Origin of the sequence: Shewanella sp. KCT, assembly GCF_007636505.1 — a bacterium.
Classification (GTDB): Bacteria; Pseudomonadota; Gammaproteobacteria; order Enterobacterales; family Shewanellaceae; genus Shewanella; species Shewanella halotolerans.
Genome location: NZ_LVDJ01000001.1, coordinates 551,477 through 577,332, shown reverse-complemented (window position 1 = coordinate 577,332; position 25,856 = coordinate 551,477). Strand labels below are relative to the sequence as shown.

Genomic DNA, 25,856 nt, shown 5'->3' with positions numbered 1-25,856 from the left:
CTTAAGTTACAACTAGTTACCAAATGAGGGACTTACCACATCAGGTCGTCTGGGATCACATAATCTGCGTATGGGTCGTCTTCTTCTACCACTTGGGTGGCATCTTCTGCCTGCCACAGGTAACCGCACCAGTCTGGCACCAAGAGGTTCACTCGCTCGGCAAGCTTATGAGGCACCAGGTAGCTCACCTCTTCGTGGCGCACTATCCCTAACTGGCCGTTGAGCAGCTGGCTCTGCAGTTTTTCGTTCACGTACAGGCTAAAGATCTTAGTGCCTAGGGTGTAGTTAAACTTAACTTCGGCATCCTTTGGCGGCTCGATGGCGCAACGCTTAAATTCGGTGATTAGCCCGCGCACCTGGCCCTTCTCCATCGCCTCGGCGAAACGTTGCTCGTTTAGCGCCTTATCCTTATCGATCTGCGCCTGTTTCTTTGCGGCGATCTCTTGTTTCAAGGCCTCTGAGCCGTCATCGACCTTAGCTTTACGATCGCGACGCTTCTGGGTCTTGGCATCGCGAACCTTCTGTTTGCTGACCAGGCCAGCCTTGAGCAACTGCTCTTGAAATGGGTTTGCCATCTTTCTTCTCACTCATTGGGTAACACTATCTGCGCTACCTACTTCTCTTTAGGTTGTTGGGCCAATTTGCCTAACTGACTCATGGCCATGCTGGCACCGCCGAGGGACCATCCGCCATCTACCGGCAACACGGTGCCGGTAATGTAACTGGCCATTTCTGATGCGATAAACATCACCGCGTTGGCAATATCATCAGTGCTGCCATTGCGCTTTAGGGGCACGCTTTGGGCTACGGCCTGTTGCAGTGCATCGCTGGGGGCCAAGCGATTGAATCCTTCGGTGCCGCTGATGGGACCGGGCACTATGGAGTTAACCCTGATACCCTCAATGCCCCACTCGAGTGCCAGACTCTTGGTCAGCATATCGACCCCGGCCTTGGCCGCGCTCACATGGGACTGCATCGGCATGGCGATATAGGCCTGAGGCGCCGAGATCTGTACTATGGCGCCGCCGGGGCGACGCATCAAGGGATAGGCCTGTTTGAGCACCTGAAAACTGCCAAGCAGATCGATATCCATCACCGACTTGAAACCGTTTTCAGAAAGATCTGCCGCTGTCGCCGGGAAGTTTCCGGCCGCGCCACTGACCAGCACATCCAATTGGCCATATGCATCGGCTATCTGCTTAAAACCTGCCTTTAGCGCGTCGAGATCCCGCACATCGAAGGCGACGCCAAGCATCTTACCTTGCTCGTTAATCGCGTGCAGCGCCTCTACGGCCGCATCGACCTTTTCCTGACGACGGCTGGCCACGGCAACGTTAGCGCCCGCCTTGGCAAAAGCCTTGGCGATACCTAGATTAATGCCACTGGTACCGCCCACTACAAAGACGTTTTTCCCTCGATAATCGAACATCTTCTTTCCCTGTCTAATAAAACCTTAAGAATTAAATTAGGAGGCTCGAAGTGTCAGGTCAAGCTATTTAAGCGATGCATGGATCTCTGTTAGCGCCGCCAATGGATTAGCCGCCTTGGTGATAGGACGACCAATCACCAGGTAATCGGAACCCGCTGCCAGCGCTTGCGTCGGCGTCATCACGCGGTGCTGATCGCCCTTGTCGCTGCCGGCTGGGCGAATACCCGGTGTAACCAGCTTAAAGTCAGCGCCAAATTCGGCCTTTAGCATGCTGGCTTCCTGGGCCGAACAGACGATACCGTTTAGTCCTGCCTGCTTGGTGAGGCTCGCCAGACGCTTAACATGCTCTGCAGCAGGTACATTGATGCCAAGCAGCGCCAGCTCTTCATCACTCATTGAGGTCAGTACCGTCACGGCGATCAATAGCGGCGCCTTATCACCATAGGGAAGCAGCGCCTCGCGCGCGGCCTGCATCATGGCAAGACCACCGCTGGCATGCACATTGGTCATCCATACGCCGAGCTCGGCGGCTGCGGTGACTGCCTTGGCAACCGTATTGGGAATGTCATGGAATTTGAGATCCAGGAAGAGATCGAAATCACGGCTATGGATCTCTTTAACCAACTCAGGGCCAAAGAGTGTGAACATCTCTTTGCCTATCTTAAGGCGGCACATGTTGGGGTCGAGCTGATCGATGAGCTGCAAAGCTTCGGATTTATTATCGTAATCTAACGCCACTATAATAGGTTTGTTGCTCATGCTGTTCTCCTGTTGCTTTGCATTTTATTAGCTATTTACTCCCCGTCGAGTCCGCGGATCCGCTTGATGGTGCCCCAGCTCTTACAAGAGGGACAATGCCAGTAGAGAGTGTGTGACGGGAAACCACACTCGGTGCAGCGGTAACTGGGACGGAATTTTATCTGTTGCTCGACCAGTTCGGCGAGCATATTCAAACTTTGTTTGGCCTGACCATCTTCGGCATGTTGGATCTGCATCTTCATCAGATGCTGAAAGCTCTTCATGGTGGGATGACGATAGAGGCCATCGAGGATCAACTTCTCGGCATCCTGGGTTTCTCCCTGGGCAATCATCTGCTGCGCAAGCGTGATGGCGACGCTGGCACCGGCCCCATGCTCTAACGCCTCGCGTAGCAGCTCGCGATAGGCACCAAGATCCTTAGTCGATTGGTAAACTTCTTTTGCTATGGCGAGCGCCTCGGGGAAGAGTTCGATATCGGCATCTTTCAACCGGCACAACATCTCTTTGGCTCGGCCAAATTCTTGTTGCGCAAGAAACAACTTGGCGCTACTTAACATGGCGCGGCCACATTGCCCGTCCTGCTTGATTGCCTGAGCCAGGTGCTTGAGCTTTAGCTCGTTATCGCTTGCCTCATCGGCGAGCTCACAATAGAGATGGGCCTGCAGGTGCTTGAGAGATTGCTGACGCTTACGCTTGAGGCTCTTGATGATATCTATTGCCTTCTGCCAATCCTTGGTCACCTGATAGATGGCGATAAGCTGATCTTCGGCCTCTTCGCTGTGATCTTCCTGTCGAACCAGATTGAGGAAGATCTCCTCTGCCCTGTCGTAGAAGCCGGCGGCCAGATAGTCTTTGCCGAGCTCCATCATGGCGATGTCGCGCTGCTCAGTGGTCAGGGTTGGGCGGGCGATAAGATTTTGGTGAATGCGGATAGACCTGTCCACCTCGCCTCGCTTACGAAATAACGAGCCTAGCGAGAGATGGGTATCTATGGTGTCATCATCCACATCAAGCATGGAGATAAAGAGATCGACCGCCTTATCAGATTCGTTAGATAGAAGGAAATTAAGGCCGGTAAAGTAATCGCGGCTTAACTGCTTACGTTTACTATTCTGCTTGTGCCTGATACTACGGCGCCCCATGTACCAGCCGTAACCGGCGGCGATGGGCAACAACAGAAACAGAATCTCTAACATATTAAGCGTTTACTTCCTTCGCTTGATGTTCGATTTGAGAAGATGGCGTGAGCGCCTCAACCGGTAACTTGGCCTCTAGCTGCTCGATTTTCTTATTGGCCTTACGCAGTTGCAGTCTCACCTTGGTAATGTGATAGATGGCAAACAGCCAGCTGACCAGGAAACCCGCCAAAAACACCACGCCGAGCACGACAGGTAGTCGATATTCACCCTGAGCGACGAAATAACTGATGGTCACCAGCTGTTCGTTACGCGCACCAAACAATAAAGCCAAGACAAAAAACAGGGCGACAAGCACGGTCGCGATAAATGACTTCACGTTACTCTCCATAAACCCGTGGTGATGGGTTGATTATCCAAGAAATTTAGCGAACTAGCTAGCCATACCTAGAATTTAGGCATAAAAAAACCTCCTTTCGGAGGCTTTTAAAACAATGTCATTTACGAGTTGATAGCATCAACGCGCTCACGCAGTTCTTTGCCAGGCTTAAAGTGCGGTACATACTTGCCTTCCAGCTCAACTGAAGTACCAGTCTTAGGATTGCGGCCTGTACGTGGTGCACGATAATGAAGGGAAAAACTACCAAAGCCACGGATCTCGATACGGTCACCGCCTTCCAATGTTGTTGCCATCTGCTCCAACATCTCTTTAATAGCGCTTTCTACTTCTTTTGCCGACAGCTGCGACTGCCTACTGGCAAGTTTTTCGATCAGTTCGGATTTAGTCATCCTGTACCCTCTATAATCAAGCCAAACACAGTCACCTAGCGGGGATGTTGCCATCCCCGAACTTCAGGCGAATTATTTGCGAGCCGCTTTGAACGCTTCAGCCATGGCATTGCTCATAGCAACGTCATCTTGCTTGTTCAAGTTAGCCATCGCTTCCTTCTCATCAGCTTCGTCTTTCGCACGGATAGACAGGCTGATAGTACGGTTCTTGCGATCAACACCCATGAACTTAGATTCAACAGTGTCACCTACTGAGTATACAGTAGATGCATCTTCGATGCGCTCACGAGAGATGTCAGAAACACGTAGGTAACCTTCTACAGTTTCAGCCAACTCGATAGTTACGCCTTTCGCGTCTACTGCAGTAACAGTACCAGTTACGATAGCACCTTTCTTCTTATCTGCAAGGTATGCATTGAAAGGATCGTCTTCAGTCTGCTTCACGCCTAGGCTGATACGCTCACGCTCTGGGTCAACTGACAGTACAACTGCGCTGATTTCGTCGCCTTTCTTGTAATCAGATACGGCTTCTTCGCCAGTACCGTTCCAAGAGATGTCAGACAGGTGAACCAGACCGTCGATACCGCCGTCTAGACCGATGAAGATACCGAAGTCAGTGATAGACTTGATCTTACCAGTAACCTTGTCACCTTTCGCATAACGCTCTGCGAAATCATCCCATGGGTTGGTCTTACATTGCTTCAGACCTAGAGAAATACGACGACGCTCTTCGTCGATGTCTAACACTAGAACTTCAACTTCATCACCTAGGTTAACAACCTTAGATGGGTGGATGTTCTTGTTAGTCCAATCCATTTCAGAAACGTGTACCAGACCTTCAACGCCTTCTTCGATTTCAACGAAGCAGCCGTAGTCAGTTAGGTTAGTTACGCGACCAGTCAACTTAGTGTTTTCTGGGTAGCGCTTGCTGATTTCTAACCATGGATCTTCGCCAAGTTGCTTAAGACCTAGTGAAACACGAGTGCGCTCACGATCGTACTTAAGTACTTTAACGTTGATTTCGTCACCAACGTTTACGATTTCAGATGGGTGCTTAACGCGCTTCCAAGCCATATCTGTGATATGTAGAAGACCGTCAACGCCACCTAGGTCAACGAATGCACCGTAGTCAGTCAGGTTCTTAACGATACCCTTAACGGCTTGACCTTCTTGTAGGTTCTCAAGTAGTGCATCACGCTCAGCGCTGCTTTCAGACTCGATAACTGCACGACGAGAAACAACAACGTTGTTACGCTTCTGGTCTAGCTTGATAACCTTGAATTCTAGTTCTTTGTTTTCTAGGTGAGCAGTGTCGCGAACTGGGCGAACGTCAACTAGAGAACCTGGTAGGAATGCACGGATACCGTTTAGTTCAACGGTGAAACCGCCTTTAACCTTACCATTGATGACACCGATTACAGTTTCAGCATCTTCGTAAGCTTTTTCTAGAACGATCCAAGCTTCGTGACGCTTAGCTTTCTCACGAGAAAGTTGAGTTTCACCGAAACCGTCTTCAACAGAGTCAAGGGCTACGTCAACTTCGTCGCCAACTGCGATTTCTAGAACGCCTTGAGCGTTTTTGAATTGGTCAGCTGGGATTGGGCTTTCAGACTTAAGGCCAGCGTCAACCAGTACCATACCGTTCTGGATTGATACTACAGTACCACGAACGATAGAACCTGGACGGAACTCAAGTTGTTGAAGGGATTGTTCAAATAGATCAGCAAAAGATTCAGTCATGTTAATTTACTTTAAGTAATAAACCACGGCCCATCCTAGACGTGGAGTCAGATTAATCATTTGTCGCATCCGTGTGACAAATCGTAAAGACCCTGCCCCCTAGAGAACAAGATCAGGTAATTTTTCCTTGATGTGTGAGAGCGCAAGCTCAACCACTTCATCAATGCCTATGCCAGTCGTATCGATCACCAGCGCATCCTCGGCAGGAACCAGAGGCGCAACCGGACGATTCATATCACGCTCATCGCGTTCTACGACCTCGGCCAAAAGACGGTCGATATTAACATCGAAGCCCTTGTCCTGCAACTGATTATAGCGCCTTTGGGCCCTTTCCTCAGCTGACGCGGTTAAATAAAGTTTAGCTGGAGTTGTGGGAAAAACGACCGTGCCCATATCGCGACCATCAGCGATCAAACCTGGCGCCTCGGCAAAGGCGCGCTGACGACGAAGAAGCGCCTCACGAACACGTGGGAAAGCCGCGACTTTTGACGCTGCATTCGAGCACTCCTGGCTACGGATGGCGTGGGATACATCCTCGCCTTCCAGAACCACTTTAATGCCATTGCCATTAGCCGTATTGAATTGCACATCTAAATGCGCGGCTAACAGGGCCAGCGAGGCTTCGTTATCTAACTCAACGTTATGGTGAATTGCCGCGAGGGCCAAGACACGATATATGGCACCGCTATCAAGCAGCTTCCATCCTAAACGCGAAGCAAGTATCTGACTAATAGTGCCTTTACCTGCACCGCTTGGGCCGTCAATAGTGACGATGGGAGCCCGTTGTGACATATGATTCTCCAAATTAAATCTATCTTCCCTAAAGATCCTGAATGTCGTCCACGAAAAAACTGCGCGCGCATTATAAACTAAAAGCAATCATAAAGCGGCAAAAAGTTACGAATTAACATAATTGGATCACTTATTATCGCGGGTCAAAAACACTGACCCGCGATAAGAGACTGAGTCTACTGGGCAAGCGCCGCAAACTGGGCGAAGTAGTCGGGGAAGGTCTTAGAAGTACAATCGGGATCGTTAATGGTAATGCCGCAATCGGCAAAGGCCATCAGCGAGAAACACATGGCCATACGATGATCGTTATAGGTATCGATATCGGCCGTATTTAACTGAGCCGGCGCCGTGACGCGAATATAATCATGGCCCTCTTCTACCTCGGCGCCAACTTTACGCAGCTCGGTGGCCATGGCAGCGAGACGGTCTGTCTCCTTGATACGCCAGTTGTAGATATTACGCAGCGTCGTGGTGCCTGTGGCAAACAGCGCCGTTGTCGCTATGGTCATGGCAGCATCCGGGATATGGTTCATATCGAGATCCACCCCATGTAGCGGCGCACTTCTGGCGATGATGAAATCGTCGCCCCACTCTATCTGTGCGCCCATGGCTTCGAGCACGTCGGCAAACTTAACATCCCCTTGAATACTTTTCAGTCCAACGCCGGTGACTTTAACCTCACCGCCCTGGATGGCGCCAGCCGCCAGGAAGTATGAGGCCGATGAGGCGTCTCCTTCAACCAGCACAGTGCCGGGGGAGACATATTTCTGGCCTGCAGGAATCTCGAAGCGCTGATAGTCGTGATTAATAACCGTCACGCCAAACTGCGCCATCAACGCGATAGTGATGTCGATATAAGGTTTGGAGACCAGCTCGCCTTTAATCTTGATATTCACCTGATCCTTAGCAAGCGGCGTCACCATCAGCAGCGCGGTTAAAAACTGGCTAGACAGGTCACCAGCGATCTCAACATCGCCGCCATTGAGTCCGGTTGCATTGATGGTCAGCGGCGGAAAGCCGGGCTGTTTCAGGTAGCGTATATCGGCACCAAGTGTGTTTAGGGCATCGACCAGATCACCTATGGGACGCTCCTCCATTCGCGGCTCGCCCGTTAAGGTAAATTCGCCCTGACCTAAAGTCAGCGCAGCACATAAGGGGCGCATCGCCGTGCCGGCATTACCCAGAAATAGTGTCTGGGCAGTGTCGCTATTAATTACTCCGCCCAATCCATCGAGTTCGCAAACCCGGTTATTGTCAGATAATTGATAGTTAACCCCGAGCTGCTTGAGGGCAGTAAGCATGTGACGAATGTCGTCAGAATCGAGCAGATTGGTCAGTCGGGTTTTCCCTTCAGCTAAGGTCGCCAATAACAGAGCGCGGTTAGAGATACTCTTAGAACCGGGAATATTCACGGTACCATGAACCTTAGATATGGGATCGAGTCGTAGTTGTTTCATTAATCACTTCTTAATTGGTTGCAGCCCGGATCGACCGCGGATTATTGATACTGTTAGATACTAAAAACTTGCCATCACGACAAAATGGCCATCTGCTCAATAGACCTGAGCCTCGTGGTTATAAAATTACTGATTGAGGCGGACTATTCAACCCTTTTTTACGATTTATGGCCTTTAATGAGTAATTTTCTTTCTTAGCACTTTGCATGCCCACAAAAAATCACCAGAAATAGACCCGTCTCCCGCCACTGGCATGAAAATTTGCCAAATTTAAGTTTCGATAAAATCTCGCATTGCGCTGTAAATTCCGCGCAAAATTAGTTTATCCTAAGGCTACGCACAGCGAAGGCCATTTAGGGCCTATAACAAGACATAAGGTAGTTGGAGCCATGTTCGAGAATCTTTCCCCTATGCCCGCCGATCCTATCCTAGGGCTAATGACAAAATTCCGTGAAGATCCCCATGCAAACAAGGTGGATCTGGGCGTAGGTGTATACAAGGATGAAGCGGGAAACACCCCGATTTTAGCCTGTGTCAAACGCGCCGAGCAGCACCGTATCGACACAGAGGCAACCAAAGTTTACATAGGTCCCACGGGCTCTCCTGCCTTCAACCAACTCATAGGTGAACTGGCATTTGGCCAAGATAACCCTGCGCTACTTGCCGATCGCATTCGCACCGTCTCTACACCGGGTGGCACAGGTGCGCTCAGAGTGGCCGCTGATTTCATCAAGCGTATTAACCCAAATAGTGTCATCTGGGTCAGCGACCCAACCTGGGCTAACCACACAGGTTTATTTGAAGCAGCGGGCATTCAGGTTAAGACCTACCCTTACTACGACTATCAAAACAAAACACTGAAATTTTACGAGATGCTGGCAGCCCTTTCCCAGATTGGCGCCGACGATGTGGTCTTATTCCACGCCTGTTGTCACAACCCAAGTGGCATGGATCTCACTAACGAACAGTGGGATCAGGTGATCGCCTTGACCAAGCAACAGGGGTTCACACCGCTCATCGACATGGCCTATCAAGGCTTTGGCGATGGTGTCGATGAAGATGCCTATGGTGTGCGTCAGATGGCCGCTAACGTCGATGATATGATCCTGTGTAGCTCTTGCTCGAAAAACTTCGGCCTCTATCGTGAGCGTATCGGCGCCTGTTCTATCGTCGGCAAAGACAGTCATTCGGCCAATGTGGCCTATTCGGTGCTGCTCTATGTGGTGCGCTGCATCTACTCTATGCCGCCGGCCCATGGCGCCGCCATCGTAGAGACGATTCTGGGATCGAGTGAGCTTAAGCAGCAATGGCTAGATGAGTTGAAGGTCATGCGCGATCGCATTAACGGCAACCGCGCCATGCTGGTCAATAAGCTGATCGAAAAAGGCGTCACCCGAGACTTTAGCTTTATCGCCAAGCAGAAAGGCATGTTCTCCTTCCTCGGCGTTACCCCAGAGCAAGTCGCTAAGCTTCAGGCGGATCACAGCATCTACATGGTCGATTCTAGCCGCATCAGCATCGCAGGTATTGGTGAAGGCAATGTCGATTATCTGGCGGAGTCTATCGCCAAGGTGTTGTAATACAGCCTGAAAACTCATAAAAAAGGGGACCATTTGGTCCCCTTTATGTTTTGATGTTCTTTACAGTTAGGCTGCGTGTTTATCGGCGAAGGCTTTCATGAAGCTCACCAAAGCCTCGACACCCACTAATGGCATGGCGTTATATAGGCTGGCGCGCATACCGCCGACACTGCGATGACCCTTTAGCGCTACTAAGCCTGCGGCCTTAGCTTCTGCCAAAAACGGCTCGTTCAACGACTCATCTTTCAGATAGAAGGTCACGTTCATCTTCGAGCGGTTAGCAACCGCGACGCGGTTTTCATAGAAATCGCAGCTGTCGATATAGGCATAAAGCGTCTCGGCCTTGCGATCATTGACCTTGGCAACCTCGGCCACGCCACCCTGAGCCTTGAGCCATTTGAAGACTTCTGCAGCCAGATACCAGGCAAAGGTCGGCGGTGTGTTGAACATGGAGTCATGTTTTACCGCTAGGCGATAGTCCATGATAGATGCCTGGGTCAGCTGCGGATACGCAAGTAAATCGTCGCGAACGATGACGATGCTTAAGCCCGATGGTCCGATATTCTTCTGGGCGCCGGCATAGATGAGTCCATAACGGCTGACATCTATCTCTCGAGACATGATGTTTGAAGACATGTCGGCAACAATCGGCCAAGGTGAATTAATCTCTTCAAAAATTTCGATACCATCTACCGTCTCATTTGGGCAGTAGTGCAGGTAACGATAATCTTGTTTGATCTCATTAAGATCTGGCACCACGATACGGCTGATACCATTGACTTTTTCGACAATGTTTAAGGTATCTATCTGGGCGTCGCCGGCCAATTTCTTGGCTTCTTCGACAGCGGCAGATGACCAGCTGCCATCGACCAGATAGAGGGCCTTACCCTGTTCACCCAATAAATTATTCACGACAGCGGCGAACTGTCCGCGACCGCCACCATGCATAAATAGCACATGGTAGTTGCTGGGAATATTCATCAAATCTCTGATGTCGGCCTCGGCCTGTTCGGTAAGCGCGATAAACTCTTTACTACGATGGCTGATCTCCATTACGGAGACACCCTGCCCGTTCCAATCCAATAACTCCTCTTGTGCTTTTTGCATCACGGGCTGAGGTAACATGGCCGGCCCTGCACAGAAATTATATGTCGCGCTCACTGCTTTCTCCTTTGCTCTTCTTTCAACTGTGTTGCGTCAGATTAAATGCCATTGGCGTATTTTATTATCGGGTTTCACTTGCCGAAACAAAACGAGCGTCCATAAGGACGCCCGTTAATTTCGTTAAACGTTATTCGTTTGGCTCAACGTCTGGCTCGGCCTCGGGCGCTTCGCCTTCGACTTGCTGCTCATCGACAGTATCAGTGATGATAGGGTTGCCCTCTTCGTCAAACTCCTGTTCATCTTGGATCTCATCGATACGCTGCAGCCCAACAACCGTCTCGTCGGTTGCCGTACGGATAATGGTCACACCTTGAGTGTTACGACCAATAGTCGATACGCCAGATGCTGGTGTACGAACCAGGGTACCCTTGTCGCTGATCAACATGATCTCATCGTTTTCGAGTACTTGTACCGCCCCGACGACGGCGCCGTTACGCTCGCTCACCTTGATCGATACTACACCCTTGGTTGCGCGGCTCTTAGCTGGGTATTCATCCAGCTCGGTGCGCTTACCATAACCATTCTCGGTAACGGTCAGGATTGCACCGTCGTTCTTAGGTACGATGAGTGAGACTACGCTCTGGCCATCTTCGAGCTTGATACCGCGAACACCTGTTGCGGTGCGGCCCATGCCACGAACCTGATCTTCGCTAAAGCGAACGACCTTACCTTCGTTAGAGAAGAGCATCACCTCGTTATCACCGTTAGTGATATCGACGCCAATCAGCTGGTCGCCATCTTTCAGGTTAACGGCGATGATACCGTTGGCTCTTGGACGAGAGTATTGATCCAGCGAGGTCTTCTTCACGGTGCCGTGAGAAGTCGCCATGATCACATACTTGTCGGCGTCGTAATCACGCACCGGCAAGATAGCGGTAATGCGCTCACCTTCCGCCAGCGGCAGCAGGTTGATAATAGGACGACCACGTGCCTGACGGCTTGCCAGCGGCAGCTGGTACACCTTGAGCCAGTACATCTTACCGAAGTCAGAGAAACACAAGATGGTATCGTGGGTGTTGGCGACCAGCAGTTTCTCGACGAAATCTTCATCTTTCACCTTAGTCGCGGCCTTACCTTTACCACCACGGCGCTGGGCTTGGTAATCGCTCAAAGGCTGATACTTGGCGTAACCCAGATGCGACAGAGTTACGACCACATCTTCTTCATTGATAAGATCTTCAAGACTGATGTCGACTGCAGAGGCGTTAAGCTCGGTGCGACGCTCATCGCCAAATACTTCCAGCACTTCCTGAAGCTCTTCTTTGATCACTTCCATCAAACGCTCAGGGCTGCGGAGGATATATAGCAGGGCTGCAATCAGCTCTAGCAGCTCTTCATATTCGCTTAGGATCTTCTCATGTTCCAAACCGGTCAGCTTATGCAGACGCAAGTCTAGAATCGCCTGAGCCTGTTGCTCGGTCAGATAGTAGAGACCATCACGAATACCGAATTCTGCCGACAGCCACTCTGGACGCGCCGCATCATCACCGGCCTTCTCCAGCATGCCTTGTACATTGCCAAGGGCCCAGCCTTGAGAAACCAGCTTAGTCTTTGCTTCGGCAGGGGTTGGTGACGCCTTGATAAGCGCAATGATAGGGTCGATGTTAGCAAGAGCAATCGCCAGTGCTTCAAGGATATGAGCACGTTCGCGAGCCTTACGCAGTTCGAATACGGTACGACGGGTCACCACTTCACGACGATGAAGGATGAAGCACTCGAGCATCTCTTTAAGGTTGAACAGTTTAGGCTGACCATTGGTCAGGGCCACCATGTTGATACCGAAAGAGGTTTGCAGCTGAGTCTGGGCGTAAAGGTTGTTGAGGATCACCTCACCCACTTCGCCGCGCTTCACTTCGATAACGATACGCATACCGTCTTTGTCTGACTCGTCGCGCAGTCCGCTGATGCCTTCGATCTTCTTATCTTTTACCAGCTCGGCGATCTTCTCGATCAGACGAGCCTTGTTTACCTGATAAGGGATCTCGGTAACGATAATGCGCTCACGACCGTTGTCTTCAGTCTCAACGGTTGCGCGGGCACGCATGACCGCCTTACCACGACCCGTCTTATAGGCATCTTCGATACCCTTACGGCCGTTGACGATCGCCGCCGTTGGGAAATCTGGCCCTGGAATATGTTCCATCAGCTGCTCGATAGAGAGACTAGGCTCATCGATCAGTGCCAAACAGCCGGAGATCACTTCTGACAGGTTATGAGGAGGAATGTTGGTCGCCATACCTACGGCGATACCCGATGAACCATTCACCAGCAGGGCCGGAATACGGGTTGGCAGTACCGCCGGGATCTGCTCTGTACCATCATAGTTAGGTACGTAGTCGACGGTTTCTTTCTCTAGGTCAGCCAGCAGTTGATGCGCCAGCTTGTCCATACGAATTTCGGTATAACGCATGGCCGCTGCCGCGTCACCATCGACCGAACCAAAGTTACCCTGACCATCGACCAAGGTGTAGCGCATAGAGAATGGCTGCGCCATACGAACGATAGTGTCGTAAACCGCTGAGTCACCGTGTGGATGATATTTACCGATAACGTCACCGACGACACGCGCCGACTTCTTATAAGGTTTGTTCCAATCGTTCTTCAACTCGTTCATCGCGAATAATACGCGGCGATGAACCGGCTTTAGACCGTCACGTACATCGGGTAACGCACGGCCCACGATCACGCTCATGGCGTAATCCAAATATGAATTCTTTAATTCGTCTTCAATATTAATTGGTGTTATAGATGAAGCCAGATCAGTCATAAACTGCTCGATCCCTTGAAATTTAGCCGACAAAATACTGCTTAAAAACCAGGCAATATTTTACCAAGCCTGAAAACGTGATTTGGCATTCTAACACAGATATTTAAAGGCGCTAGACCCTATTGAAATTTCACGCCAAATATCTGTTTACGACCCAAAACCCCGCCTCGTTTTGACCAAGATGAGCGCTTTAACAGCAATCTGATGACAAAGCAGACATTTTCGCCGGGTTCTCCTTTGTTTATCTAAGGCGATGGGTATAATAGCTACATCATTTATTCCCTTCAGAGGACTCTCCGTGTCTAACCTTTCTGAGACAAATTTTTCTGAGACTAATAATGCCAATGTCGATCCACAAGAAATAGCTAAGTTTGAGAAGATGGCTGCCACTTGGTGGGACCCCGAAGGAGAATTTAAACCCATCCATAAGCTCAATCCCCTGAGACTGAACTATATCGATCAAGCCGTCGGCGGTCTGTTTGGTAAGCGTGTGCTGGATGTCGGCTGTGGCGGCGGTATTCTCTCTGAGAGCATGGCACGTCTTGGCGCCAAGGTAGATGGGCTGGACATGGGCGCCGAGCCCCTCGATGTCGCGAAACTTCACGCCTTAGAGATGGGTGTCGAGATCAACTATATCCAGGACACGGCAGAGCATCACAGAGACAGTCATCAGGGCCACTATGATGTGGTCACCTGCATGGAGATGCTCGAGCATGTGCCCGACCCTGCCTCTGTTATCAAGGCCTGTAGCGACATGGTTAAGCCTGGCGGCTATGTGTTCTTCTCGACCATTAACCGCAACATCAGAGCCTATGTAGAGACTGTGATTGGCGCCGAGTACCTGCTTAAGATGCTACCGGTAGGCACCCACGATCATAAGAAGTACATCAAGCCTGCCGAACTTATTGGCATGGCGGATGCGGTAGATCTCGAGTGCGTCGATGCGACCGGCATCACCTACAATCCGCTGACGGAGATTTTCCGCTACACCAAGTCGCTAGATGTCAACTATATGATCGCCACGGTTAAGCAGGATGACTGATCAAATCGTGCCAGGTGCTAACGCTGAAACGATTGATGGTACGCGAACTGCGACTAGGCCAATAAAAGGTGTGCTGTTTGATCTCGATGGCACCCTAGTGGATACGGCGCCCGATCTCGTGCTGGCGCTTAACTTGGCGCTAAAAGACTTTGGGCTGCCGAGCCAACATCTTGAAGATATTCGCTTTGCCGCGTCCCATGGCAGCCTGGCGTTAGTTAGCGCCGCCCAGCCTCATCTTAATGATGAGGAAAAAGCGGCAATCCAGCAGGCGCTGCTTGAGCACTACCATAATGTTAACGGCCAAGAGGCCAAGCTGTTTGATGGCATGAGTCCCCTGCTCGAGCACCTCAGCGAGCAACGCATTCCCTTCGGTGTCGTCACCAATAAGGCGGCGCGCTTTGCGCGGCCTTTGCTGCACAGGCTTGCCTTAGCCAACAAGATGCCGGCCATCATCAGCGGCGACTCCACCACTCAGAGTAAACCCCATCCTGCGCCCATGCGTTTGGCAGCGTCGCAAATTGGCGTCAGCTGCCAGGGAATTCTCTACCTAGGTGATGCTAAGCGCGACCTCGAAGCGGCCCGCAATAGCGACATGCTGGGGGGCATTGCCCATTGGGGTTATATTGGAAACAATGATCAGGCGCACCTCTGGCCCCACGACTTTGGCTTCGACACCCCGGTATCCGTGCTTGAACTCCTAAGACAGGGCTAAGTCGCAGTTAAATCGTGCATAAGTAGCGGTTAAGTCACGATTAAATGAGATGCGTCACGCGCTCTGGTGCTAGGGCGTGTGACACGTCAGTAAAAAGTCGTCCAGGCTGAGATCGCGATCCTTTTTCGGCGCCAAAAGATCCTCAGGATCTGGCCAATATTTTAGCTTTCATGATAGGGAGAATCAGTCGCCTAAAACTTGACCCGCCGGTGCTATCATAATTGAAAACAAGGGTTAAAGGTAAGCCATTACTAACCCTTTGGTTTACCCCCAAGATATCCACAACTTGTCCCCTAAAAACCCGCTTGCAATATCCCACCAACCTCACTATCTTGTATCCTATAAAAGAAAAAACACCATATCTTGTGTATGGGCGGCGGTCGAAGCCACTAGAACTGCAGTAGTGCTCAGGTACTTTTTTTAACATCTTCGATTGTTTTTACATGGAAACGTAGGGTGGAGTTTTCCCTCCCAGCGATATTTAATTCAAGGCTTATCTTCAATGAACAGCAATATGCAAGTCACGAAGCGCAGTGGCGAACGTGAAACCATCGATCTCGATAAGATCCACCGAGTGATCACTTGGGCGGCCAAAGGACTGAATAACGTCTCAGTATCGGAAGTCGAATTACGTTCACACCTTCAGTTTTATGATGGAATTCCAACTGAAGCGATCCACGAAACCATAATTAAGGCCGCTGCCGACCTTATCTCGCCAGAGTCACCAGACTATCAATTCCTCTCTGCACGTCTGGCCATCTTCCACCTGCGTAAGAAAGCCTTCGGCCAGTTTGAGCCGCCTTCGCTTTACGACCATGTGGTGAAGTTGGTTGAGCTGGGTAAATATGACACGCATATTCTGAACGACTATAGCCGCGAGGAGTTAGACACGCTCGACAGCTATATCGACCACTGGCGCGACATGAACTTCTCTTATGCTGCGGTTAAGCAGTTAGAAGGTAAGTACCTGGTTCAAAACCGTGTGACTCACGAAGTCTACGAGAGTGCGCAGTTCCTCTATATTCTGGTAGCGGCTTGTCTGTTCGCCAACTACCCGAAAGAGACGCGTCTTCAGTACGTTAAAGATTTCTATGACGCGACCTCGACCTTTAAGATCTCGCTACCGACACCTATCATGTCTGGTGTGCGTACACCAACACGTCAGTTTAGCTCTTGCGTGCTGATCGAATGTGGCGACAGCTTAGACTCAATCAATGCGACCGCCTCTTCTATCGTGAAGTATGTGTCGCAACGTGCCGGCATAGGGGTCAACGCAGGTCGTATTCGCGCGCTGGGTAGCCCAATTCGCGGCGGCGAGGCATTCCACACAGGTTGTCTGCCTTTCTATAAGTATTTCCAGACGGCGGTGAAATCTTGCTCACAAGGTGGCGTGCGCGGCGGTGCGGCGACCCTCTTCTACCCTATGTGGCACCTGGAAGTTGAGTCTCTGCTGGTACTTAAGAACAACCGCGGCGTCGAAGATAACCGTATCCGTCACCTGGACTACGGGGTGCAGCTGAACAAGCTGATGTACCAACGTCTTATCCAGGGCGGCATGATCACGCTATTCAGTCCATCAGACGTCCCAGGGCTGTACGATGCCTTCTTCGAAGATCAGGCAGAGTTCGAGCGTCTGTATGTGAAGTATGAGCAGGATGAGAGCATACGTAAGAAGCAGATCAAGGCGGTCGAGCTGTTCTCCTTGATGATGCAGGAGCGTGCCTCTACCGGTCGTATCTATATCCAGAACGTCGATCACTGTAATACCCACAGCCCGTTCGATGCTAAGGTTGCCCCTGTTCGTCAGTCGAACCTGTGTCTTGAGATCGCATTGCCGACCAAGCCGCTGAACAACATCGACGATCCAGATGGCGAGATCGCCCTGTGTACCCTATCTGCGTTGAACCTGGGCGCCATCAAGAAGCTTGATGAGCTGGAAAGCCTGGCAGATTTGGCCGTGCGCGCGCTCGATAGCCTACTCGACTACCAAGACTACCCTATCATCTCGGCACATAAGGGCTCGATGAACCGTCGTACCCTGGGTATAGGCGTGATCAACTTTGCCAACTACCTGGCTAAAGAAGGCGTGCGTTATTCAGACGGCAGCGCCAACGGCATCACCCACAAAACCTTCGAGGCGATCCAGTACTATCTGCTGAAGGCCTCGATGAATCTGGCAAAAGAGCAAGGCGCCTGCCCTGCCTTCCACGAGACCAATTACGCTAAGGGTATCCTGCCTATCGATACCTACAAGCGCGACCTCGATAAGATCTGTGACGAGCCACTACACATGGACTGGGAAACCCTGCGTGAAGAGATCAAGACTCATGGCCTGCGTAACTCGACCCTGTCAGCCCTAATGCCATCAGAGACCTCATCGCAGATCTCTAACGCGACTAACGGTATCGAGCCACCGCGCGGCCTGATCAGCGTTAAAGCGAGTAAGGATGGCCAGCTCAAACAGGTGGTCCCTGATTTCGAGAAGTACCAATACAGCTATGAGCTACTGTGGCAGATGCCAGGCAACGAAGGTTACCTGCAGCTGGTCGGTTTGATGCAGAAGTTTGTTGACCAATCTATCTCGGCCAACACCAACTATGACCCAAGCCGCTTCCCAGGTGCCAAGGTGCCTATGCAGGTGCTGCTGAAGGACCTGTTGACCGCATATAAATACGGTGTGAAGACACTTTACTATCACAACACGCGTGACGGTGCGTCAGACAAATATGACGATATCACCTCCATTGAGAAAGAAGACGATAGCTGCGCAGGCGGCGCATGTAAGATCTAACTCTACGTGTTTTAACCTTTTATCAGGGGGCTTTGCCCCCTTTATCGGAAGATAGAAAAATGGCCTATTCAACATTTTGTCAAACACCTAACAATGCCCTGCTGGAACCTATGTTCCTCGGCCAATCGGTTAACGTTGCCCGTTACGATATTCAAAAATATGAAGTGTTCGAGAAACTGATCGAGAAGCAACTCTCCTTCTTCTGGCGTCCTGAAGAAGTTGACGTCAGCAAAGACAAGATCGATTACGCGGCGCTGCCGGATCACGAGAAGCATATCTTCATCTCTAACCTCAAGTACCAGACCCTACTGGACTCAATTCAAGGCCGCTCGCCAAACGTTGCCTTCCTGCCGCTGGTGTCGCTGCCGGAACTTGAGACCTGGATCGAGACCTGGTCTTTCTCTGAAACGATTCACTCGCGCTCTTACACCCACATCATTCGTAATATCGTTAACGATCCTTCAGTCGTATTTGACGATATCGTACAAAACGAAGAGATCCTCAAGCGCGCCAGCGATATCGCCGATTACTACGATAATCTGATCGAGCTGAGCCAGATCTATCACCTCATGGGTGAAGGCACCCATGAGATCAACGGCAAGACTGTTGAGGTCACCACCCGCGCGATCAAGAAAGCCCTCTACCTGTGTATGATGTCGGTTAACGTGCTCGAGGCGATCCGTTTCTACGTCAGCTTCGCCTGCTCATTTGCGTTCGCCGAGCGCAAGCTGATGGAAGGTAACGCCAAGATCATCCGCCTCATCGCCCGTGATGAAGCCCTGCACCTTAACAGCACCCAGCATATTCTTAAGCTGATGCAAGGTGGCAAGGATGACCCAGAGATGGCCGAGATCGCCAAAGAGTGCGAACAGACGGCGATCGACATTTTCGTTAAGGCGGCTGAGCAAGAGAAAGAGTGGGCTAAGTACCTGTTCAAAGATGGCTCTATGATAGGCCTGAACGAGCAGATCCTCTGCCAGTATGTCGAGTACATCACCAACGAGCGTATGAAGTCGGTCAACCTGGTAAGCCCTTATGCCGACCAGAGTAACCCGCTGCCGTGGATGAAGAACTGGCTGGAGAGTGACTCGGTACAGGTAGCGCCACAGGAAGTAGAGGTGTCTTCTTACCTGGTTGGTCAAATTGACGCGTCTGTGGATGAGAGTGAGTTTGCCGACTTTGATCTCTAACAAGACGGTCTTTAGTCAGGCCGTCTTTAAGAAGGCTCCGATCGTGAGCCTTCATGGACAGCCTGTACTCCTCTATACCAGTAACCACCAGAGCCTGTTGGCGGCACTCGAGCAGAAGAAGGTTCGTATCTTCTCTGAGTGTCGTAACGGCTTTTGTGGTGCCTGCAAGACCAAGATTAATCGCGGTAGCGTGGTCTATCACACAGAGCCGCTGGTCGAACTGGAGGCAGATGAGTGTCTGCCCTGCTGCTGTCATCCCGACGGCGATCTCGACCTGGCATTATCGGCCCAAGGCGCCGAGGTGGTCACGCCTCATGCAACAGAGCCTATTGCCTGCACCGCCGAATAGCGTGCAGCTGAAACTAGGCCTGACCTAAATCTAAGTCTGACCTGAAACTAGGCCTGACCTAAAACTAAGTCTGACTTGAAACTAAGCCTAACTAGGCTTAGCCCAATCTCGCCTCAAACATGGCCTAAACTAACCCTTGGCAAAAACAGCCTATCTCCAAGCTAGTTCCAAGCTAGTTCCAAGCTATCTCCAAGCAAAATCCCTGGTAAAACTCTGATTACATTCTGGCAATCCTTTGCCGTTTCACTAGAACGTTCTATTAAACAGATACGATAAGTGATGCAAAGGACAGTGGTAAAAGAGCAGGTGGGTAGAACAGATCCGCAAGATAATATGTTAAATCGCCTTCTTTGCCAGCTTATGGTGTAGTCGGTTTACCTCCATCAGGGCGGCGCTGCCATACCAGGGATGCAGCTCCATCACCAGGCGTCCGGCCTTAATGGCGGGATCGGACTCGGTTAACGCCTTGGCCTCCTCGACACTGGTGACGTTAAAGATATAAATCCCTCTTAAATTGCCCTCTTCCAAGAAGGGCCCCGCGAGCACCAGTTTACCCTCCTCGGCCAGTCGGCCGATATTATCCAGGTGTGCCCGCTGCAGCCGCTCTGCCTCTACTTCAGATTGGCTTCGGTTAGGGCCGCTCTTGAGCATAGCCATCACGTAACGCTTCATGCCATACTCATCGGCGCCGACTCTTGCCGCGAGCTCGGCATCATAGCTTTCGGCTCTAAGAGGCAAACTCACCACCAGAGCCGCTACTGCGCCCAATAAGGTAACGAGCAAGCGATGGTTTTTGGTACTCGTTCTAGTATTAGCTTTTGTTCTAGTTTCGTTCATTATCTAATCCACTTAGTAAGCATTAGCTTAAGTTATGTCAAGACCATAAAAAAAGCTAACCCAAAGGATTAGCTTTTCACATTTTATAACCGCAAGCTAGTTTAATAACCACAAGCTAACGGTAGCCGACTTTTTAATTTTTTAGATGCTTGCGGCCAACTCTGCGCCTTGGCGGATCGCTCGTTTGGCATCGAGCTCGGCGGCTACATCTACACCGCCAATAAGATGCACTTGCAGACCTGTGTTGTTCATCTCATCGACCAAGCTGCGATTAGACTCTTGTCCGGCACATAACACCACATTGTCAACCTCAAGAACCTGAGCCGCCTCACCGACTTTGATATGTAGGCCTTGCTCATCGAACTTCTGGTAGCTGACACCGTTTAGCATCTCGACATCATGGTGCTTAGCCACAGCGCGGTGGATCCAACCTGTGGTTTTACCGAGTCCCTTGCCCATCTTGCTGGTTTTACGCTGCAATAGATAAATTTTTCGGCTTGTGTGTTCCAGCTGAGGCGTGGTTAAACCGCCTCGCTCACCATAGGCTTTGTCTATGCCCCACTGCTTGAGCCAGGTATCAGGCTTGAGTGTGGTCGACTCCAGCTCTCCGAGATAGTGAGCCATATCGAAGCCGATACCACCGGCGCCGATCAGAGCAACCCGCTCGCCTACCTCGACCTCGCCGTTCAGCACCTGTTGGTAATTCACCACCTTGGGGCTGTCGAAACCGGGCAGGTCGAGCGCTCTTGGCACAACACCGGCGGCGATCACTACCTCATCGAAGGGCTCGTCTCTAACCACTGAGGCGTCTAGCCGTGTGTTAAGCCTTAGCTCGACCTTGTTGAGCTTCATCTGCTCGGTGAAATAGCGGATGGTTTCATCAAACTCCTCTTTACCCGGGATCTTACGGGCGAGGTTAAACTGACCACCGACCTCCCCCTTGGCCTCAAACAGCACCACCTGATGGCCTCGGCTAGCTGCATGGATGGAAAACGCCATTCCGGCTGGGCCTGCGCCCATGACGGCAATGCGTTTCTTGTGCGTCGCCGGCACAAAATTAAGCTCGGTCTCGTAACAGGCTCTGGGGTTGACCAGACAGGTAGCGCGTTTCAACGCGAAGGTATGATCCAGACAGGCCTGATTACACCCGATACAGGTGTTGATCAGCTGACTCTCGCCCGCGGCCGCCTTATTGACGAACTCGGCATCGGCCAGGAAAGGGCGGGCCATAGAGACCATATCAGCCTGACCCGAGGCAATGATCTGCTCGCCGATCTCAGGGGTATTGATACGGTTAGTGGCGATAAGCGGCACGCTCACCTCTTGCTTGAGGCGCTCAGTCACCCAGGCAAAGGCGCCGCGAGGCACACTAGTCGCAATGGTAGGTACCCTGGCCTCATGCCAGCCTATGCCTGTGTTGATGATGGTCACGCCGGCGCTCTCCAGCCACTTGGCCAGCTGCACCACCTCCTCCCAGGAGGAGCCGTTATCCACCAGATCAAGCATAGAGAGGCGAAACACTATGATGAAATCGCTGCCGACCCTTTCACGGATCGCCTTGACGATCTCCACCGGGAACTTGGCTCTTTGGCTGAACTCACCGCCCCACTCGTCGCTGCGCTTATTGGTTCTGGCGCAAATAAACTGATTGATTAGGTAACCTTCAGATCCCATCACCTCCACGCCATCGTAGCCCGCCTTCTTGGCCAGCGCCGCCGTGGTGGCGTAGTCTTTGATGGTGCTTATTACCTGACGGGCCGACATGGCCGAGGGAGTAAAGGGGGTAATAGGCGACTTGATCTTGCTGGGCGCCTGTGAAAAAGGATGATAACCGTAACGTCCGGCGTGCAGGATCTGCATACAGATCTTACCGCCCGCCTCATGCACCGCGCTGGTGACGACCTTATGCTTGGCGACCTGCCAGGGGAAGCTTAGCTGACAAGCATTGGGCGCCAAACGGCCTCTGAGGTTAGGCGAGATCCCGCCAGTCACAATCAGGCCAACACCACCGGCAGCACGTTCTTGGTAGAATTTTGCCAGTTTCTCAAAACCGCCCTTTTCTTCTTCGAGCCCGGTGTGCATGGAGCCCATGAGCACACGATTCTTCAGTTGTGTGAAGCCGAGATCTAAGGGTTCTAATAAATGCGGAAACGACATTTAAACATCCTTTTTAAACAAGTGATTTAAATCAGCATACCCGCTGTTTGGATTTAGCTCAATACTCAATGCGTGCCAAGCCTTAAGATTCATTTACAATTGTGTTTCGCCCCTATGGCCGTTTTCAGTTAGCATAGAGGGATCAGAGTCATAAAGGAGTGGATAATGTCCGCTAAGCCCTCAATATTTAAACGGATCTTTTCCACCTTGTGGAAGGTGGTTGACACCACACGCAAGGTGATCTTAAATCTATTCTTCTTCGGTTTTATCGCCCTCTTGTTTGTGATCCTCGCCGGTGAGGAGAGCCCAACAGTCGAAGAGGGTTCAGCATTAGTGCTGGATCTCTCGGGTAACGTGGTAGAGCAGAAACGCCAGGTGGACCCCATAGAAGCGGCCATGAAGAGTGGTAAAGGGGGCCAGAGCGATGGCGAGATCCTACTTGCCGATCTGCTAAACGCTATCGACAACGCGGCAAGCGACAAACGCATCTCCGCCATAGTACTCGACATAGGTCACCTAAGATGGACAGGGATCAGCAAGCTGCAGAGCATTGGTGACGCATTGACCCGCTTTAAAGCCTCAGGCAAGCCTATTATCGCCATGGGGAACTGGTATGGACAAAACCAGTACTTCCTCGCCAGCTTCGCCGATACCGTCTACCTCAACCCTCAGGGTTCGGTAGAGATAGAAGGCCTGAGCCGCTATCGCCAATATTTCAAGTCGGCGCTGGATAAACTCAAGATCAAGGCGCACGTCTTCAGGGTGGGCACCTTCAAGTCTGCGGTCGAGCCCTTTATGCGCGACGACATGTCTGAGGCGGCTAAATCGGCCAACCGCGAGCTGCTACAAGATATCTGGGACAGCTTCGAAGCCACGGTCAGCAAAAACCGCGGCATCAAACAAGATGACCTGATGCTGAGCGCCGAGCGTTATCTTGCCGAGCTTAATAAGGCCAATGGTCGCTCATCCGAGATGGCCATCAACCTTGGCTGGGTCGATAAGCTCGCCACTGCCGAGCAGTTCCGTCTGGACATGGTCGAGCGTGTAGGTGAAGCCAAAGAAGGGCACAGCTTTAAGCAGATCAGCTTCTATGACTATCAGAGCGTGATCCAGCAGTTCCCGCCAGTATTGATGCACGACGCCGTCGGCATCATAGTCGCCAAGGGCAATATACTCAATGGTCACCAGGCAGCAGGCCAAATCGGCGGCGAGAGCACCTCTGCCCTGCTTCGCAAGGCGAGATTCGATGACAAGGTGAAGGCTGTGGTGCTGAGAGTCGACAGCCCTGGCGGCAGCGCATTTGCCTCCGAGCAGATCCGTCAGGAAGTGCTGGCCCTCAAGGCAACCAACAAGCCAGTGGTTGTCAGTATGGGCACCTATGCCGCATCGGGTGGCTACTGGATCTCGGCAAGCGCCGACTATATCTACGCCACACCAACGACGCTTACCGGCTCTATCGGTATCTTCGGCATGATGACCACCTTCGAAGACTCACTGGCAGAACTTGGGATCCACACAGACGGCGTCTCCACCTCAGGCTGGACCTCGTACTCAAGCACTCAGGGGATCAGCGATGAGCTCAAGGAGATCATTCAGCGCCATATCGAGCGTGGCTACCAGGACTTCATCTCGCTCGTCTCAGAGGAGCGCGGCATGAAACCCGAAGAGGTGGATAAGATTGCCCAGGGTCGTGTCTGGTCCGGCAAACGCGCACTTGAGCTTGGCCTTGTTGATGAACTTGGCGATCTTGAGCAGGCGGTGACTAAGGCGGCCGAGCTGGCTAAGCTTGAGAAGTTCGATACTAAGCTGATCGAACAGGAGCTGTCGCCACAGGAGCAGTTCATTCAGCAGATGTTTGCCCAGGCTGTTAGCTATATGCCACAGACTCTGTCTCAGAGCAGTCTAATCGAACAACTGCTTGGTGAGGTGAGCAGCGTAGTCGAAGAGTTTAACGCCTTTGACGATCCAAACGGCCTCTACCTCTACTGCGACAGCTGTAACTACTAATCGCTCTGCTGTACTCGCAGCAAAGACGCTATCACAGAAAAGCCCGCAGATGCGGGCTTTTTTATTGGCGCTTTCCTAAGTATAATCCCGCCAATCCTGCATCAATAAAGCTATCACTATAATGAAAAAACCCTCCATCTATGTCGCCTACACAGGCGGCACCATAGGCATGCAAAAGACAGATAATGGTTTCGCGCCGGTACCGGGATTTCTCACCGACTGCGTCAAGGCCATGCCCGAGTTTTTTCATCAGGAGATGCCAGACTTTGTCATCAGTGAATATTGTCCACTGATCGACTCTTCAAACATGGCGCCGACGGATTGGCAGATGATCGCCGACGATATCAAGGCAAACTACGACAAGTATGATGGCTTCGTGATCCTCCATGGCACAGATACCATGGCCTTTACCGCCTCGGCGCTCTCCTTCATGCTGCAAGGGCTCACCAAACCCGTTATCGTTACCGGCTCGCAGATCCCGCTGGCCCAGCTGCGCTCAGACGGCCAGACCAATCTGCTTAACGCCCTCTATATCGCCGCCAACTATCCGGTGGCCGAGGTATGCCTCTTCTTTAACAACAAGCTGTTTCGTGGCAATCGCACCACTAAGGCCCATGCAGATGGCTTCGATGCCTTCGCCTCGCCTAACTTCCCTATTCTGTTAGAGGCAGGCATTAAGATCCGCCTCAAGGCGGGCCGCATCAGCGAGAGCAAGGCCAATACCCTGACGGTCAACAAGATAAGCCCGCAGCCCATAGGCGTGGTTACCCTCTACCCAGGGATCACCACAGAGATCATCGATAACATCTTACAGCAGCCGGTAAAGGCGCTAATTTTACTTACCTACGGTGTCGGCAATGCGCCGCAAAACCCTGAGTTACTGGAGTGTCTGCGCAAAGCTAACGAGCGCGGCATCATACTGGTGAATCTAACCCAGTGTTTGCAGGGGAAGGTCAACATGGGCGGCTATGCCACCGGCAACGCGCTGGCCAAAGCCGGGGTTATCAGCGGTTTTGACATGACCACGGAAGCGGCGCTGACCAAACTGCACTACCTGCTATCTACCGAGCTTTCACCGAGCGATATTCGCGTGCAGATGCAGCAAGATCTCTGCGGCGAGCTCACCGAAGACTAATTGGTTTAAAACTAACAATGCGA

Annotated in this window: 21 protein-coding genes; 8 read left to right on the top strand and 13 right to left on the bottom strand. The window is 51.5% G+C overall.

The window, feature by feature from the left end; genetic code table 11:
- Window positions 1–32: 32 nt before the first annotated feature.
- The 9 genes from AYI87_RS02545 to aroA form a co-directional block, all read right to left on the bottom strand.
- On the bottom strand, window positions 33–575 hold the full coding sequence (locus AYI87_RS02545; RefSeq protein ID WP_144199286.1) for a DUF2058 domain-containing protein: 543 nt from the start codon (window positions 573–575) through the stop codon (window positions 33–35).
- Window positions 576–613: 38 nt separating this feature from the next.
- Window positions 614–1,429: an SDR family oxidoreductase gene (locus AYI87_RS02540; protein ID WP_144199284.1), complete on the bottom strand. Its 816-nt coding sequence runs from the start codon at window positions 1,427–1,429 to the stop codon at window positions 614–616.
- Between the two features lie 63 nt (window positions 1,430–1,492).
- Window positions 1,493–2,188, bottom strand: a complete 696-nt coding sequence (gene pyrF / locus AYI87_RS02535) for an orotidine-5'-phosphate decarboxylase (protein WP_144199282.1) — start codon at window positions 2,186–2,188, stop codon at window positions 1,493–1,495.
- A 35-nt stretch (window positions 2,189–2,223) separates the two neighbouring features.
- A complete protein-coding gene (gene lapB, locus AYI87_RS02530) occupies window positions 2,224–3,384 on the bottom strand; it encodes a lipopolysaccharide assembly protein LapB (protein ID WP_144199280.1) in 1,161 nt (386 codons plus the stop codon).
- A gap of 1 nt (window position 3,385) precedes the next feature.
- The gene (locus AYI87_RS02525; protein WP_041511274.1) at window positions 3,386–3,703 is read right to left on the bottom strand and encodes a LapA family protein; all 318 of its coding nucleotides are present in this window, start codon (window positions 3,701–3,703) and stop codon (window positions 3,386–3,388) included.
- 122 nt (window positions 3,704–3,825) lie between these two features.
- Complete coding sequence (gene ihfB, locus AYI87_RS02520) at window positions 3,826–4,113, bottom strand: integration host factor subunit beta (RefSeq protein ID WP_033540518.1); 288 nt, start codon at window positions 4,111–4,113, stop codon at window positions 3,826–3,828.
- Between the two features lie 72 nt (window positions 4,114–4,185).
- Window positions 4,186–5,853 carry a 30S ribosomal protein S1 gene (gene rpsA, locus AYI87_RS02515; protein WP_041511275.1) on the bottom strand — a complete coding sequence of 556 codons (1,668 nt, stop codon included), beginning with the start codon at window positions 5,851–5,853 and terminating at the stop codon, window positions 4,186–4,188.
- Between the two features lie 99 nt (window positions 5,854–5,952).
- The gene (gene cmk / locus AYI87_RS02510) at window positions 5,953–6,645 is read right to left on the bottom strand and encodes a (d)CMP kinase (protein ID WP_144199278.1); all 693 of its coding nucleotides are present in this window, start codon (window positions 6,643–6,645) and stop codon (window positions 5,953–5,955) included.
- A 176-nt stretch (window positions 6,646–6,821) separates the two neighbouring features.
- Entirely contained in the window at window positions 6,822–8,102 is a 1,281-nt protein-coding gene (aroA, locus tag AYI87_RS02505) for a 3-phosphoshikimate 1-carboxyvinyltransferase (RefSeq protein ID WP_144199276.1), read from the bottom strand.
- Window positions 8,103–8,491: 389 nt separating this feature from the next.
- On the opposite strand from aroA, the gene AYI87_RS02500 reads away from it, so the two are divergent.
- Window positions 8,492–9,682 (top strand): amino acid aminotransferase, encoded by a 1,191-nt coding sequence (locus AYI87_RS02500; RefSeq protein ID WP_144199274.1) that lies wholly within the window; start codon window positions 8,492–8,494, stop codon window positions 9,680–9,682.
- Between the two features lie 66 nt (window positions 9,683–9,748).
- Here AYI87_RS02500 and serC read toward each other — a convergent pair whose 3' ends face one another.
- On the bottom strand, window positions 9,749–10,843 hold the full coding sequence (gene serC / locus AYI87_RS02495) for a 3-phosphoserine/phosphohydroxythreonine transaminase (RefSeq protein WP_144199273.1): 1,095 nt from the start codon (window positions 10,841–10,843) through the stop codon (window positions 9,749–9,751).
- 130 nt (window positions 10,844–10,973) lie between these two features.
- A complete protein-coding gene (gene gyrA, locus AYI87_RS02490; RefSeq protein WP_144199271.1) occupies window positions 10,974–13,613 on the bottom strand; it encodes a DNA topoisomerase (ATP-hydrolyzing) subunit A in 2,640 nt (879 codons plus the stop codon).
- Between the two features lie 253 nt (window positions 13,614–13,866).
- Here gyrA and ubiG point away from each other — a divergent pair, with 253 nt between their 5' ends.
- The 5 genes from ubiG (at window position 13,867) to yfaE (ending at window position 19,697) form a co-directional block, all read left to right on the top strand.
- Window positions 13,867–14,655 (top strand): bifunctional 2-polyprenyl-6-hydroxyphenol methylase/3-demethylubiquinol 3-O-methyltransferase UbiG, encoded by a 789-nt coding sequence (gene ubiG / locus AYI87_RS02485; protein WP_260865052.1) that lies wholly within the window; start codon window positions 13,867–13,869, stop codon window positions 14,653–14,655.
- On the top strand, window positions 14,648–15,367 hold the full coding sequence (locus AYI87_RS02480; protein WP_144199267.1) for an HAD family hydrolase: 720 nt from the start codon (window positions 14,648–14,650) through the stop codon (window positions 15,365–15,367). The genes ubiG and AYI87_RS02480 overlap by 8 nt, the downstream gene beginning before the upstream one ends.
- Before the next feature lie 502 nt (window positions 15,368–15,869).
- A complete protein-coding gene (nrdA, locus tag AYI87_RS02475; protein WP_144199265.1) occupies window positions 15,870–18,158 on the top strand; it encodes a class 1a ribonucleoside-diphosphate reductase subunit alpha in 2,289 nt (762 codons plus the stop codon).
- A gap of 59 nt (window positions 18,159–18,217) precedes the next feature.
- Window positions 18,218–19,348: a class Ia ribonucleoside-diphosphate reductase subunit beta gene (gene nrdB, locus AYI87_RS02470; protein ID WP_011865743.1), complete on the top strand. Its 1,131-nt coding sequence runs from the start codon at window positions 18,218–18,220 to the stop codon at window positions 19,346–19,348.
- A complete protein-coding gene (gene yfaE / locus AYI87_RS02465) occupies window positions 19,317–19,697 on the top strand; it encodes a class I ribonucleotide reductase maintenance protein YfaE (protein ID WP_144199263.1) in 381 nt (126 codons plus the stop codon). The genes nrdB and yfaE overlap by 32 nt, the downstream gene beginning before the upstream one ends.
- A 336-nt stretch (window positions 19,698–20,033) precedes the next feature.
- On the opposite strand, the gene AYI87_RS02460 is transcribed toward yfaE, so the two are convergent.
- The gene (locus AYI87_RS02460; protein ID WP_258406266.1) at window positions 20,034–20,441 is read right to left on the bottom strand and encodes a YciI family protein; all 408 of its coding nucleotides are present in this window, start codon (window positions 20,439–20,441) and stop codon (window positions 20,034–20,036) included.
- Window positions 20,442–20,675: 234 nt separating this feature from the next.
- Window positions 20,676–22,691: an NADPH-dependent 2,4-dienoyl-CoA reductase gene (locus AYI87_RS02455; protein ID WP_144199259.1), complete on the bottom strand. Its 2,016-nt coding sequence runs from the start codon at window positions 22,689–22,691 to the stop codon at window positions 20,676–20,678.
- A gap of 165 nt (window positions 22,692–22,856) precedes the next feature.
- Between AYI87_RS02455 and sppA the strand changes: the two genes are divergently transcribed.
- Together sppA and ansA are read left to right on the top strand one after the other, a co-directional pair.
- Window positions 22,857–24,698, top strand: coding sequence for a signal peptide peptidase SppA (sppA, locus tag AYI87_RS02450; RefSeq protein ID WP_144199257.1), 1,842 nt, complete (start codon window positions 22,857–22,859; stop codon window positions 24,696–24,698).
- A 121-nt stretch (window positions 24,699–24,819) separates the two neighbouring features.
- A complete protein-coding gene (ansA, locus tag AYI87_RS02445) occupies window positions 24,820–25,833 on the top strand; it encodes an asparaginase (RefSeq protein WP_011865738.1) in 1,014 nt (337 codons plus the stop codon).
- Window positions 25,834–25,856: the final 23 nt, after the last annotated feature.

Coding starts and splice junctions, on each gene's coding strand:
- AYI87_RS02545 (WP_144199286.1), bottom strand. CDS start 575: ATGGCAAACCCATTTCAAGAGCAGTTGCTCAAGGCTGGCCTGGTCAGC.
- AYI87_RS02540 (WP_144199284.1), bottom strand. CDS start 1,429: ATGTTCGATTATCGAGGGAAAAACGTCTTTGTAGTGGGCGGTACCAGT.
- pyrF (WP_144199282.1), bottom strand. CDS start 2,188: ATGAGCAACAAACCTATTATAGTGGCGTTAGATTACGATAATAAATCC.
- lapB (WP_144199280.1), bottom strand. CDS start 3,384: ATGTTAGAGATTCTGTTTCTGTTGTTGCCCATCGCCGCCGGTTACGGC.
- ihfB (WP_033540518.1), bottom strand. CDS start 4,113: ATGACTAAATCCGAACTGATCGAAAAACTTGCCAGTAGGCAGTCGCAG.
- rpsA (WP_041511275.1), bottom strand. CDS start 5,853: ATGACTGAATCTTTTGCTGATCTATTTGAACAATCCCTTCAACAACTT.
- cmk (WP_144199278.1), bottom strand. CDS start 6,645: ATGTCACAACGGGCTCCCATCGTCACTATTGACGGCCCAAGCGGTGCA.
- aroA (WP_144199276.1), bottom strand. CDS start 8,102: ATGAAACAACTACGACTCGATCCCATATCTAAGGTTCATGGTACCGTG.
- AYI87_RS02500 (WP_144199274.1), top strand. CDS start 8,492: ATGTTCGAGAATCTTTCCCCTATGCCCGCCGATCCTATCCTAGGGCTA.
- gyrA (WP_144199271.1), bottom strand. CDS start 13,613: ATGACTGATCTGGCTTCATCTATAACACCAATTAATATTGAAGACGAA.
- ubiG (WP_260865052.1), top strand. CDS start 13,867: ATGGGTATAATAGCTACATCATTTATTCCCTTCAGAGGACTCTCCGTG.
- AYI87_RS02480 (WP_144199267.1), top strand. CDS start 14,648: ATGACTGATCAAATCGTGCCAGGTGCTAACGCTGAAACGATTGATGGT.
- nrdA (WP_144199265.1), top strand. CDS start 15,870: ATGAACAGCAATATGCAAGTCACGAAGCGCAGTGGCGAACGTGAAACC.
- nrdB (WP_011865743.1), top strand. CDS start 18,218: ATGGCCTATTCAACATTTTGTCAAACACCTAACAATGCCCTGCTGGAA.
- yfaE (WP_144199263.1), top strand. CDS start 19,317: ATGAGAGTGAGTTTGCCGACTTTGATCTCTAACAAGACGGTCTTTAGT.
- AYI87_RS02455 (WP_144199259.1), bottom strand. CDS start 22,691: ATGTCGTTTCCGCATTTATTAGAACCCTTAGATCTCGGCTTCACACAA.
- sppA (WP_144199257.1), top strand. CDS start 22,857: ATGTCCGCTAAGCCCTCAATATTTAAACGGATCTTTTCCACCTTGTGG.
- ansA (WP_011865738.1), top strand. CDS start 24,820: ATGAAAAAACCCTCCATCTATGTCGCCTACACAGGCGGCACCATAGGC.